Raw genomic sequence first — 12,910 nt, forward strand, 5'->3', positions numbered from 1 at the left:
GCCCTGGGCCTGCTGGAAGGCCTGGGTGGCCTTGCGGTCGGCCTCGCCCCAGCGCGGGCCGGGCCCCTCGGAGTAGAACTTGGACCCGCCGCGCTGCGTCAGCATCTGGCCCAGCTTGGTGACGTCGGCGTTGTTGGCGCCGGGGCCGAACTTGTCCGCGCCGGGGAAGGCGGTGCCGCCGGTGGGCGGCGGGGGCGGCAGGGGAGTGCCGGTGCCGCCGTCGATGTTGCGGCCCTTGCCGTTGACCAGGTAGTCCCAGGTGGCCTTGCCGGGGATGCCGTCGGCTTCGCCGCCGGTCCAGCCCTGGGCCTGCTGGAAGGCCTGGGTGGCCTTGCGGTCGGCCTCGCCCCAGCGCGGGCCGGGCCCCTCGGAGTAGAACTTGGACCCGCCGCGCTGGGCCAGCAGCCGGCCGAGCTGGGTCACGTACGCGTTGTTGGCGCCGGGGCCGAACTTGTCCGCGCCCGGGAAGGCGGTCGAGGAGCTGCCGCCTCCGCTGCCTCCGCCGTCGGACAGGCCGGTGTAGCGGTACGGGACGTAGGAGCCGGAGTTGTTCCAGTACGCGTACGGGGTGGTGCGCTTCTTGGTGGAGGGGCCGGTCTGCTCGTAGGCGATGTACTGGGTGCGGGAGGAGTCGGCCCAACCGCCGAAGATCGTCACGTGGGAGCCGGCCTGCGGGTTGGCCGCGTTGTTGTAGATCAGCACGTCGCCGGGCTGGAGGTCGTTCTTGCCGATCCGCTCGGCGAAGTTCGGCAGGGTCCAGGTGGTCTGGCTGCTGTTCAGGCCCCAGGCCATCGAGACGAAGCCGGAGCAGTCCTGGCGGTAGCCGTCCGACCAGTAGCGGCTCATGCTGTACGGCACGTCCTGGTCGACCCAGCCCTGGGCGCGCTGGATGATCTGGGCCCGGGTGACCGGCGCCGCGGTGGCGCGCGGGGCGGCGAAGGCGCGTGCCCCCGGGGCCTGGCCGTAGAGGCCGCTGACCTCGCCCTGGGGGGTCTGGGCCCGGGCGGCGCCCGGAGCGGGGCTGGGGGCGGCGGAGGCGGTACCGGCGGCGACCGCGCCGCCGCCCAGTGCGGTGCCGACGGCGGCCATCAGGACGGCGGCCCGGCGGCGGACGCTGTGGGCGGCGGCGTGGCCGCCCTCGTGGACGGGGGCGGCGTGCCGCCGGGCGCGGCGGCGGGCACTGCAGCCCCCGCATATGCAGTCCTCCGCGGGTTCGACCTCGTCGAACTCCATGAGTGGGGACAGGGGGTCGGTAAGGGTCATGCTCCGCCTCTTTCCTGCGGTTCTTCCTGGTCGCCGCCTGACGACGAGACAGAAGTGGCCTTCCCGGGCCGATTCAGTATGTATCGGGACCAAGGTCCCAAAGCGGGCCGGATGCGTCACGATGTGTTAGGCCGAACGGGTGAAGGGCAGTCAGGCGGCGGGCGCGGCGGAAGGGGCTGGAGGGAGGTGGGCGCGGGGCAGGGTCGGTGATGGCCGGTCAGCGCGGGGCGGCGGTCGCCCGGTCTCCCGGGCGGGAGCGCGAAAGCCCCGCCGGGGGCCGGCGGGGCTTTCGGGTGGGACGGGAGCGGAAGGGCCTACGCCCATTCCCAGCGGATGCCGATGTGGCCCGGCTGCTGGTCGGGGGCCAGTACGTGGGCGCTCGCCGAGGCACCGATCCAGAGCTGCTCGCGGCGGTGGTCGACGTCGGCGCCCGGCTCGCGGTCGTAGCGCTCGCAGTGCGCCGGGACGGCGGCCGGGTCGAAGTGCACCTGGAGCACGTACTCGCGCACCGGGGTGGCGAAGCGGCGGCTGTACTCGGTGGTCGGGCCGCCGGGCGGGATCTCCACCTCGTACTCGAAGACCGTGCTGTCGCCGAGGCCCAGCGGCCGGTCCAGCATCAGCTCGGCGACGGTCAGCCCGACCTCCGGGCGGCGGCGCACCCGGCCCAGCCGGCCGTGCCGCACCGAGGTGACCTCCGGGCAGCCGGTGGCCTCCTCGTCGGCCTTGTGCACCACCAGGCAGCGGCCGACGCCGCCGACGGTGGCCCGCACCACCTGACGCATCCGCAGCAGGGTGGCGCGCCGCTCGGCGTCCACGTAGTAGGAGTCGTGGATGCTCAGGCGCTCCAGCTCGCCGGGCGGCGGGGCGTCGAGTTCGGCGAAGATCGAGGCGATCTCCTGCTCGCCCGGCCAGACGTCCTCCAGCCCGAGGTGGCTGGTGCTGGCCGCGGCGGCCCAGCGGCCGCGCGGGCGCGGCGGGCCGAGCAGCGAGGAGAGCGAGCTGTGCGGCAGGCCGAGCAGCTCCTCCAGCAGGTGGACGGCGCGCAGCGAGCTGGCCCGCTCGGGCTGGCTGCGGCCGCGCCGCCAGTAGCTGAGGGTGGTGACGCTGACCCTGACGCCACGGGTGGCGAGGGCGGCGCGGATCCGGTCCAGGCTGAGACCGCTGGCCTCGATGGCCAGGTGCAGGGTGTCCGCGAAGCCGCCGACCGGGGTGAGGCGGCCGGGGGCCGGTGCGGGAGCCGGTCCGGACGGGCCGGGGTGCTCCGTGTGCGACCCGACCAGGCGCAGTCGCGCCGCGTCCTGAGGCTGCTCTGCGGCCATGTGGCAACCCTCCCCACCGGGTGAAGTCGGTGGGACCGGGCCGACGCCGGGGCGCGCCGTCAACGGCATCACCGAGCTTTGGGGAACCCTATGCACGGTCGAGAGGCTACGTCATCAGTCGTGCGTATGACAGTGGTCACGGCAGGTGAACCGCGCGGTGAGCGATCTTGAAACAGTCCGGAAACACGGGTCGCCGGACGGCCCGGAGGGGCCGGGACGCGACACCGCCGGGGCGGGCCCTGACGGCGCCGCCCCGGCGGGGGTCCGGTGGTGCTACCGGCCGGTGATCAGTTGACGTTCAGCGCGACGTCGTCGATCACGAAGCTGGTCTGGAGCGAGGAGTCCTCGGTACCGGTGAACTTGATGGTCACGGTCTGACCGGCGAAGGAGGTGAGGTCCAGGGTGCGCTGGACGTAGCCGGCCGCCGCGTTGGCGTTGGAGTACGTCGCCAGCGTGGTGCTGTTGGCCTGGACGGTCAGCTTGTCGTACGCCGTGGTGCCGGTCTCCGCGGTGTCGATGTGCAGCCAGAAGGTCAGCTTCGCGGAGGCGCAGCCGGCCGGGATCGAGACGGTCTGCGACAGGGTGTCGGTGTGGGCCGAGCCGTAGCCGTTCAGCCAGGCCTTCCAGCTGCCCGAGTGGGCCGGCTCGGAGGCGCTGTTGTCGACCACGCCGCTGGAGGTGGTCCACGGTGCGGCGGTGCCGCTCTCGAAACCGCCGTTGGAGATCAGCTGGGCGGCGGTGCAGCCGCCGGAGGGCGGGGTGGTGCTGCCGCCGAGCAGGGCGGTGGTCAGCGCGTCGGCGACCGGGGAGCCCCAGCCGGTGACCTGGTCGTAGCCGGCCTTGGCGGAGAAGTCCTGGTTGGCGCCGGTGGTCACGTCGTGGAAGACGCTGCCGTAGGCGCTGCTGTTCGCGACGGAGTACAGCCGCGGGCCGGCCTCGCCGAGGACCGGCTGCCCGGCGGCCTTGGCCTTCTGGTTGAACTGGGCCGCGTAGCCGGACCAGAGCGGCGCGGCCGCGCTGGTGCCGCCGTAGACCTGCCAGGCGCCGGCGGTGTAGATCGCGAAGCCGCTCTGCGGGTCGGCGTTGGAGGAGACGTCCGGGACGGTGCGCATGGTGCCGCTGACGCCGGTGCCGGTCTGCCAGCTCGGCTTGGCGAACACGGTGGAGACGCCGCCGCCGGCGGTGCTCCAGGCGCTCTCCGAGGAGTAGGTGTTGCTTCCGGAGACCTGGAGGTTGGTCCCGCCGACGCCGGTCTGGTGCGGGCTGGAGGCCGGGAAGTCGACCGCCTTGACGGTCGAGCCGCTGGTGGAGCGGGTGCAGTCGCGTGAGCCGTCGTCACCGGAGGCGGAGAAGATCGAGATGCCCTGGGCGGCGGCCTGCTTGAAGGCGTTGTCGACCGCGGTCATCGAGGAGGCGGTGGTGTCCGGCTCGCAGGAGCCCCAGGAGATCGAGACGACCGAGACCCGGTTGTCGGTCACGATCTTGTTGGCCATGTCGATCTCGCCCTGGTCGCTGTTGGGCGCCTCGTAGACCAGCTGGGTGGCCTTGGGCGCCGCGCCGCGGACGATCTCGCTGTCCAGCTCGACCTCGCCCTGGCCCTGGCCGGGGGCGGAGTCGTAGGCGGCGCCGTCCACCGAGACGGTGGAGACGGCCGGGCCGGACAGGCCGTACTGGGCGTCGTAGGTGGTCAGGTTCGAGGACTTGTAGCCGTCGAACTCCCACAGCGCGACCGTGGTGCCGGTGCCGTCCGCGCCGGTCTTGGTGAGGTTGTACGCGCCGGTGTACTGGGCCGGGGACATGCCGCTCGGGGCGGCGTTCGCGGCGTTCGCGGCGTTCGGAGCGGGCGTGGCCGGGGTGACCGCGTTCGGGGCGGCGGCGTTCGCGGCGGCGTTCGGCTTGGCCAGGCGGTTCTTGCGCACCGCGTGGTTGTCCAGGCCGCTGACGCCCTGGACCACGGTGGCCAGGTCGGACGGGATCGAGGCGGCGGCGTCGTTGGCGAAGAACGCGCGCTGGAGCTGGGGGTCGAGGTACGAGCTCTCGTGGGTGCCGAAGGCCTGGGAGACCTGGGCGGCGGTGCCGTGGGCGTTGACCACCTGGCGGTTGGCGCTCACCCCGGTGACGGTCAGGCCCTGCTGGGCCAGGTAGGTCCTGACCTGGTCGACGGCGGCCTGGGTTGGGCCGAACCGGGCGGTGAACTGCTCCGGCGTCAGGTAGCGGCCGTACTCCGGGGCGCCCGGGGTCTCGACCGCGGTGAGGAAGTGGTCCAGGGCGTCGGTGTCACGCAGCTTCAGGCTGACGGACACCGAGATCTGCTGGGCCGCCGGGACGTCACCCTTCTTCTCCGAGTGGGCCACCGCGGGGTTCACGGTGTTCGGGAGGGCGACGCGCGGGGCGGCGTTCGGGGTGGCGGCCTGCGCGGTGGAGACACCGAGCGAGACGGCGGTCAGCGGCAGCACGGCTATCGCCGCGGCGAGGGCAAGGGAGCGGGGGCGCAACGGATCCTCCTCCAGCCGGCGATGGGGGCCGGCAAGGGGCCAGGCGTTCCGGGGGTCGAGAACGCTTGCTTGAACATGACAGAACCCGTGTGCGAATTGGCTCATGGCCGGGCAATTCGTTGCTAAAAAACAGTCAACTGTGGAGAGCGGGGAACTCGTCGGTTCCATACAGTGAATGGCCGTGGTGGTCGGGTGCGGGCGGCGCCCTCCGCACACGAAGGTCCCCGCGCCCCAAGAGGGGCACGGGGACCTCGACGCGGTGGCGGGGGGTCAGGCCGGGGTGCCGAGCCAGTCGGTGAGGGCGGCGCGCAGCTCGCCCTGGCCGGGGTCGACGGCGGCCCAGGCGACGTAGCCGTCCGGGCGGATCAGCAGCACGGTGTCGCGCAGCTTGCCGTGCGGATCGGCGGGGGCGGCGCAGACCACGCGGTCGGCCCAGGGCTCGGCGGCGGCCAGCTCGTCATTGCTGACCAGGACGAACTTCCCGGCGCGCAGCGCCTCGTAGAGCCGCTCGGGGGCGGCCGGGGCACCTTCGACGGGCTTGCTGAGGGCGGTCAGCCGCAGGTCCGGGACGCGCTTGCCGACCTGCGGGTGGGCGTCCTTGGGGGCGGGGTAGGAGATCCCGATGCCGGAGACCAGCTTGGCGCCGCGCCCGGTGACCGGGTCGAGGAGGCCGCCCAGCGCGGTGAGCGCCCCGCGCAGGGCGCGGGTGGGGGCGGACTCGGCGAGCGCCAGCCGGATCAGCGCACCGGAGGTGCGCAGCACCGTCCTGCCGACCGGATGCCGTTCGGTCTGGTAGGTGTCCAGCAGGGCGTCGGTGGCCTGCCCCCGGAGGACGGCGGCGAGCTTCCAGGAGAGGTTGGCGGAGTCCTGGAGGCCGGTGTTCATGCCCTGGCCGCCGGCCGGGGAGTGGCAGTGGGCGGCGTCGCCGGCCAGGAAGACCCGTCCGGAGCGGTAGTTGGGGGCCTGCCGCTCGTCGCTGTGGAAGGTGGAGCTCCAGCGCACGTCGTGCGGGCCGTAGTCCTCGCCGAGGATGGCCCGGGCGAGGGCGGTGAGCTGCTCGGGCGAGGGGGTGGTGCCGTCGGGGTACCGCTCCTCGCGGTCCCAGGCGATGATCCGGAACCAGCCGTCGCCGAACGGGGCGATGAAGGCGAAGCCGGCGTGGTTGGCGCTGACGGTGATCGTCTCGGTGGGCTCGCGCTCCAGCCGGACGTCGGCCAGCACCATCGAGTCGACCACCGACTCACCGGGGAAGGGGATGCCGAGCAGGTCGCGGACGGTGGAGTGGACGCCGTCGGTGGCGACCGCGTACGCGGCGCGATGGCTCCGCCCGTCCCGGGTCTCCAGGGTCACGCCCTCGGCGTCCTGGCGCAGTCCGGTGACCTCGGCGCCGCGCAGCACGGTCGCGCCGGCCTTCTCGGCGCGCTCCAGCAGCAGCCGTTCGACGTTGTACTGCGGGGTGATCAGGACGAACGGGAAGCGGGTGGGCAGCGAGCCGAGGTCGATGCCGAGGCGGTCGGACATCTTCAGCCCGTCGAGCGGGCGGCCGGTGGCGATCAGCTCCTCGGCCAGGCCCCGGGCGTCCAGCATCTCCAGGCTGCGGGCGTGCACGGCGAAGGCCCGGGTGAGGTTGGACTCGACGGCCCGCTTCTCCAGCAGGGTGACGCCGACTCCGGCGGCGGCGAGGTCGCCGGCCAGCAGCAGCCCGGTCGGTCCGGCGCCGACGATCAGGACGTCGGTTTCGGTCGTCGGCTTCACGGCCATGTATCAGCTCCCGTTGCTCGGAGGGCGGTCGGACGCCGTTCCCGGCGTCCTCCCAGCCTCCATCATCGCGGGCGCGGCCGAGGCTGTGAACCGCCGGGGCCGGGAGCCGTGAACCGCCGGGCCCGGCGGTGGGTGACCGCCGGGCCCGGATCCGGAAGCGGACGCTCAGCCGTGCCGGCGGATCTCCACCGTGCGGAACCGGTTGGCGACGAACGCGCCGTCGCAGTAGGCCGAGTTGGCGGCCGGGTTGGCGCCGGTGCCGTGGAGGTCGGAGAAGGCGGCGGTCTGGTTGGGGTAGACCCCGCCGGTGAGGTTGAGCGAGAGCGAGACGCCGGAGTCCAGCGCGGCCTCCACCAGCAGCGCCTCCACCTCGGGCGAGGTGGTGTAGCCGGAGGCGGTCATGGCGCCCTTCTCGCGGACGGTGGTGCGCAGCAACTCGACGGCGGCGGCGGTGGATTCGACCGCGACGGCGAAGGAGACCGGCCCGAAGCACTCGCTGCGGAAGACGGCCCGGTCGTCCGGCTTGTCGGCGTCCAGCTTGACCAGCGCGGGGGTGCGGACGGTCGCGCCGGGGAACTCCGGCGAGGTCACCGCGCGCGGGGCGAGGGCGAGTTCGCCGTACTCGCCGCCGGCCGCGGCGGCCGAGCGCTGGAGCACCCCGGGGTTGACCACGGCGCCCAGGATCGCGGCGGCGCGGGCGTCGTCGGAGAGCAGGCCCTCGATGGTGCCGGCCAGGTCGGTGACCACCTGGTCGTACGACTTGTCGCCCTGGTCGGTGGTGATGCCGCCGCGCGGGATCAGCACGTTCTGCGGGGTGGTGCACATCTGGCCGCTGTAGAGCGAGAGCGCGAAGGCGAGGTTGCCCAGCATGCCCTTGTAGTCGTCGGTGGAGTCGATCACCACCGCGTTGACACCGGCCTTCTCGGTGTACACCTGGGCCTGCTTGGCGTGCTCCTCCAGCCAGTCGCCGAAGGAGGTGGAGCCGGTGTAGTCGATCAGCTTGATCTCGGGGCGGACGGCGAGGGTCGCGGCGACGGTGCCGCCCTCGTGCTCGGCGGCCAGGCAGACCAGGTTCGGGTCGTAGCCGGCCTCGGTGAGCACCGCGCGGGCGGTCCGGACGGTCAGCGCGAGCGGCAGCACGGCCCGCGGGTGCGGCTTGACCAGCACCGGGTTGCCGGTGGCGAGCGAGGCGAACAGGCCCGGGTAGCCGTTCCAGGTGGGGAAGGTGTTGCAGCCGATCAGCAGCGCGAGGCCGCGCGGGACGACGGTGAACTCCTTGGTCATCACCAGCGGGTCGCGCTTGCCCTGGGGCTTGGTCCAGCCGGCCCGACGCGGCAGTCGGGTCTGCTCGGCGTAGGCGTAGGCGACCGCCTCCAGGCCGCGGTCCTGGGCGTGCGGGCCGCCGGCCTGGAAGGCCATGCCGTAGGCCTGGCCGGTGGTGTGGGTGACGGCCTGGGCGAACTCGTGGGAGCGGGCGTTGATCCGGTGCAGGATCTCCAGGCAGACGGCGGCGCGCTCCAGCGGGCTCGCGGCGGCCCAGCCGGGGCGGGCGGCGGTGAGCGCGGCGATCAGCGCGTCCGGGTCGGCGTGCGGGTAGGTGATGCCCAGCTCGATGCCGTACGGGGAGGCCTCGCCGCCGACCTGGTCGCCGTCGGTGGGGTGGCCGTCGAGGGCGAAGGGCTTGCCGAGCAGGGCGTCGAACGCGGCCTTGCCGTCCGCCGGGCCGCTCTCGCCGTAGGCCTTCGGGAACTCGGGGTAGGGCGACCAGTAGTCGCGCTCGGCGGCGGCGGCGAGCGCGGCGTCCAGGGTGGCCTGGTGGCGCTCGACCAGCTCGCCGACGAGGGGGTGGGTGACCGCTGCGGACATCTGTGCGCTCCTCGGAGGGCGTCGAAAAGCAGGACGGGATCGGTCACAGAGTAACCGAACGATCGGTCGGTTCACGAGGGTTCGCGGGCAAGAGGGTTCGCGGAAGGGGAGTCCGTGGAAACGGACGGGGGCGCGTCCGTGGCGGACGCGCCCCCGTGGGCCGGGTGGACCGGGTCTACGGCACGCCCAGCTCGAAGATCACGTACCCGGCGTACCATCCGGAGGCGACCGCCCCGGTGCCCAGGACGGTGGCCAGGGCCGGCAGGCTCAGCTTGCGCAGCCCCACCGCCAGTGCGATGAGCAGCGGGAACGCGGGCAGCAGGTAGCGCGAGGTGTTGCCGAAGATGCCGAGGCTGCCGAGCACCGAGACGATCGTGGCCAGCGTGTAGGCGGTCAGCACCAGCGGCGGGCGCAGCCGCACCAGCAGCACGATCAGCATCGGCAGGCTGAGCACGATCACGGTGGCGAACAGGTCCGGCACCGGGAAGGCGAAGGGGTAGTCGTTGCGGCCCAGCAGCACCCCGCGGATCGCGTGCCAGGTGCCCTGGCCCCAGTCGAAGTAGTGCAGCCAGGCGTCGTGCTGGAGGCGGAAGTAGCCGCCCCACTCGCCGGTCCGCCAGCCCACCCAGCCGACGTAGCCGAGCAGGCCGACCGGGGCCAGCACCATCGCGGCCAGCGGGCGCAGGACGCCGCTCTCCCGGCGGTACAGCTCGACCAGCGCGGCCAGGCCCACCGCGCCGATCAGCGCGGCGGAGGTCGGCCGGTTGAGCCCGGCGACCAGGGTGATCACCCCGGCCGCGATCCACTGCTTGGTCATCACCCAGTAGCACGCCCAGGCGGCCAGCGCGACGAACAGGGAGTCCGAGTAGACCGCCCACTCGGCGCCCGAGCCCGGGGCGATCGCCCAGAGCCCGGCCGCGATCACACCGGCGCGCACGTCACCGGTCATCTTCTCCACCACGGCGTAGATGCCGGCCGCGGCGAACAGCGAGGCCACCACCGAGACCAGCATCCCGGCGCCGTACAGGCCGAGGCCGGTGACGTCCGAGACCATCCGCATCAGGCCCGGGTAGAGCGGGAAGAAGGCGGCCGAGTTCTGCTCGATGCTGAAGCCGACCGGCCCGTTCGGGATCGGGACCAGCGCCGGGTGGTAGCCGAACTGGGCCACCTGCTGGTACCACCAGCCGTCCCAGGTGCCCGCCACGTCCCAGGGGTTGGCGCCGCCGCCGAACCGGGCGGGCTTCTTGGTGTACTCGCCGGAGAAGGAGAGCAGCTTCATGAAGACGGTGAAGCCGACCAGCTTCAGCATCGCGTAGCACCACACGGCGGGCCCGAACCGGGCCACCAGGGCGCGGGCGCGGTCCTGCCAGGTGTGCGCGGCGTCCTCCGGCGCCTCATTGCGCTGCTCGGGCACGTCGGAGTCGACTGCCGGTATTGAGTTCATCAGCCGTGGACCCCACCTGCTGGACGTGGACGGATCGTCCGGAGAGTCTAGGGCCTGCCCCCGAACTCCCGCCTGCGTCGCGACGCCGGGGCACGCACCTCGCGGCGTTGTCGTCGGTTGCCAATGCTCCGCAGTGGCGCCCTCCTCCGCCTTGCGATGTACGCACCCCAACGCCGCGCCGCCCGCCCACGGGCGAACGACGGGAGTTCGGGGGCAGACCCTGGCCTGCCCCCTCCGGTTGGTGTGGACCAGTCGGACCCGATCGCGTACCGCCCGCGGCGGCCGGGGATACTCGGAGGATGGCCGATCACACCACGCGCACCGCCTACACCGTGGAGTCACTGCTCGCGGTGACCGTCGACGTGTTCAACGAGCGCGGTTACGACGGCACCTCGATGGAGGACCTGTCGAGGGCGGCCGGGATCTCCAAGTCCTCGATCTACCACCACGTGCGCGGCAAGGAGGAGCTGCTGCGGCTGGCGGTCGGGCGGGCGCTGGACGGGCTGTTCGCGATCCTGGCCGAGCCGGCCGCGGTCGAGGGCCCGGCGGTGGAGCGGCTGGAGCACGTGGTGCGGCGCACCGCCGAGGTGCTGCTGGAGGAACTCCCGTACGTGACGCTGCTGCTGCGGGTGCGCGGCAACACGGCCACCGAGCAGTGGGCGCTGGAGCGCCGGCGGGACTTCGACCACCAGGTCGCCGAGCTGCTGCGGGCGGCGGTCGCGGACGGCGCGCTCCGCGCGGACGTGGAACCCCGGCTGGCCACCCGGCTGCTGTTCGGGATGATCAACTCGATCGTGGAGTGGTACCGGCCGGGGGCCAGGGCCGCCGACGGGGTCGCGGACGCGGTGGTCCACCTGGCCTTCGACGGGCTGCGGGCGCGCTGAGCCGTCCCCGGTGAGGCCGGTCCGCCAGGGCCGGCCGTCCCGGACGGGGCCGACCCGGGCCGTCAGAGCGGCGGCACCTGGTCCGTCTCCTCGAAGACCAGCATGGTGCGGGTGCCGAGCACCTGCGGGATGGACTGGATGCTGCCCAGCACCAGCTCCCGCAGGGCCTGGTTGTCGGCGGTGTGCACCAGCAGCAGGACGTCGAAGTCCCCGCCCACCAGCGCGATGTGCGCCACCCCGGGCAGCTCCAGCAGCTGCTCGCGCACCGTCCGCCAGGAGTTCTGGACGATCTTCAGGGTGATGTAGGCGGACGCGACCTGGCCCGCCCGCTCGTGGTCCACCCTGGCGGTGAAGCCGCGGATGACGCCGTCCTCGACCATCCTGGAGATGCGGGCGTACGCGTTGGCCCGGGACACGTGCACCCGCTCGGCCACCGAGCGGATGGAGGCGCGGCCGTCCTGCTGCAGCAGCCGCAGGATCGACCGGTCGACCCGGTCGAGTCTGGACGTCTGTTCAGCCGACATGACCCCCCACCCTCCCCGATTGGACGCACTGCCACCAGTCGACCGCCGAACAGGCCGAATGTCCACCACCTTGTCACGCTTCTGGTCAAGATGAACAGACGACCGAACAATCGGTAGGGAGCCCCCGCCACCCCAGGAGGTGCCCCGACATGACCGTTCTCGACCACAGACACCGCACACCGGTGCCCGGATGGATGCCCGGTGCCACCTCTCCGCGCACCGACCCGGCCCCGCTCCTCCCGGACCCCTCCCCCGTCCGGCTGCTCGGCACCCCCGCGCTGGAGAAGTGCGATCCGGCGCTGCTGCGCGAGCTCTACCGCCGCCTGGTCGTCGGCCGCCGGTACAACCAGCAGGCCACCACCCTCACCAAGCAGGGACGGCTCGCCGTCTACCCGGCGTCCACCGGCCAGGAGGCCTGCCAGGTCGCCGCCGCGCTGGCGCTCGGCGAGCGGGACTGGCTCTTCCCCAGCTACCGCGACACCCTCGCGGTGGTCTCCCGGGGCGTCGACCCGCTGGAGGCGCTGACCCTGCTGCGCGGCAGCGCCCACACCGGCTACGACCCGCTGGCCAGCCGCACCGCGCCGCTCTGCACCCCGCTCGCCACCCAGGCCCCGCACGCCGTCGGGCTGGCGCACGCCGCCCGGCTGCGCGGCGAGCCGGTGGTCGCGCTGGCGATGCTCGGCGACGGCGGCACCAGCGAGGGCGACTTCCACGAGGCGCTGAACTTCGCGGCGGTCCTGGGCGCTCCGGTCGTCTTCCTGGTGCAGAACAACGGCTACGCGATCTCCGTCCCGCTCAGCGCGCAGTCCGCCGCGCCCACCCTGGCCCACAAGGCCGTCGGCTACGGCATGCCGGGCCGGCTGGTGGACGGCAACGACGCGCCCGCCGTGCACGCGGTGCTGGCCGAGGCGGTCGAGCGGGCCCGGACCGGCGGGGGCCCGACCCTGGTCGAGGCGCTGACCTACCGGATCGAGGCGCACACCAACGCCGACGACGCCACCCGCTACCGCACCGAGCCCGAGGTGGCCGCCTGGCGCGAGCACGACCCGATCCTGCTGATGGAGCGCGCGCTGCGCGGACTCGGCGTGCTGGACGACACCCTGGTGCGGGAGGCGGCGGACGAGGCGGAGGCGCTGGCGGCCCGGATGCGGGCCGAGTTCCACACCGACCCGGACCTCGACCCGATGTCGCTGTTCGCCCACGTCTACGCCGAACCGACCCCCCAACTGCGGGAGCAGGCCGCCCAGTTGGCCGCCGAGCTGGCCGCCGAGGCGGAGGTGGCGGAGCGATGAGCGCCTCCCACCCGTCGCCCACCCCCACCCTCGGCCGAGCCGCCGGGCGGCACCCCTCCGGT

Annotated in this window: 9 protein-coding genes; 2 read left to right on the forward strand and 7 right to left on the reverse strand. The window is 73.3% G+C overall.

Annotated elements, in window-relative coordinates:
• From ACFRMQ_RS01690 to ACFRMQ_RS01715, 6 genes are all read right to left on the reverse strand, one after another.
• On the reverse strand, window positions 1-1,089 hold a 1,089-nt coding region (locus ACFRMQ_RS01690), incomplete at its 3' end, for a peptidoglycan-binding protein (protein ID WP_380725738.1).
• Window positions 1,090-1,577: 488 nt separating this feature from the next.
• Window positions 1,578-2,582: a hypothetical protein gene (locus tag ACFRMQ_RS01695; protein WP_380725740.1), complete on the reverse strand. Its 1,005-nt coding sequence runs from the start codon at window positions 2,580-2,582 to the stop codon at window positions 1,578-1,580.
• 287 nt (window positions 2,583-2,869) lie between these two features.
• Entirely contained in the window at window positions 2,870-5,077 is a 2,208-nt protein-coding gene (locus tag ACFRMQ_RS01700; RefSeq protein ID WP_380725742.1) for a protease pro-enzyme activation domain-containing protein, read from the reverse strand.
• A 270-nt stretch (window positions 5,078-5,347) separates the two neighbouring features.
• The gene (locus tag ACFRMQ_RS01705; protein ID WP_380725744.1) at window positions 5,348-6,838 is read right to left on the reverse strand and encodes an FAD-dependent oxidoreductase; all 1,491 of its coding nucleotides are present in this window, start codon (window positions 6,836-6,838) and stop codon (window positions 5,348-5,350) included.
• A gap of 165 nt (window positions 6,839-7,003) precedes the next feature.
• A complete protein-coding gene (paaN, locus tag ACFRMQ_RS01710) occupies window positions 7,004-8,704 on the reverse strand; it encodes a phenylacetic acid degradation protein PaaN (RefSeq protein WP_380725746.1) in 1,701 nt (566 codons plus the stop codon).
• A 175-nt stretch (window positions 8,705-8,879) separates the two neighbouring features.
• Window positions 8,880-10,148: a hypothetical protein gene (locus ACFRMQ_RS01715; RefSeq protein WP_380725748.1), complete on the reverse strand. Its 1,269-nt coding sequence runs from the start codon at window positions 10,146-10,148 to the stop codon at window positions 8,880-8,882.
• A gap of 299 nt (window positions 10,149-10,447) precedes the next feature.
• On the opposite strand from ACFRMQ_RS01715, the gene ACFRMQ_RS01720 reads away from it, so the two are divergent.
• Complete coding sequence (locus tag ACFRMQ_RS01720) at window positions 10,448-11,032, forward strand: TetR/AcrR family transcriptional regulator (protein WP_380725750.1); 585 nt, start codon at window positions 10,448-10,450, stop codon at window positions 11,030-11,032.
• 62 nt (window positions 11,033-11,094) lie between these two features.
• On the opposite strand, the gene ACFRMQ_RS01725 is transcribed toward ACFRMQ_RS01720, so the two are convergent.
• Complete coding sequence (locus ACFRMQ_RS01725) at window positions 11,095-11,556, reverse strand: Lrp/AsnC family transcriptional regulator (protein ID WP_380700646.1); 462 nt, start codon at window positions 11,554-11,556, stop codon at window positions 11,095-11,097.
• 149 nt (window positions 11,557-11,705) lie between these two features.
• Here ACFRMQ_RS01725 and pdhA point away from each other — a divergent pair, with 149 nt between their 5' ends.
• A complete protein-coding gene (gene pdhA, locus ACFRMQ_RS01730; protein WP_380725752.1) occupies window positions 11,706-12,848 on the forward strand; it encodes a pyruvate dehydrogenase (acetyl-transferring) E1 component subunit alpha in 1,143 nt (380 codons plus the stop codon).
• Window positions 12,849-12,910 lie beyond the last annotated feature (62 nt).

Origin of the sequence: Kitasatospora sp. NPDC056783, assembly GCF_042789895.1 — a bacterium.
Classification (GTDB): domain Bacteria; phylum Actinomycetota; class Actinomycetes; order Streptomycetales; family Streptomycetaceae; genus Kitasatospora.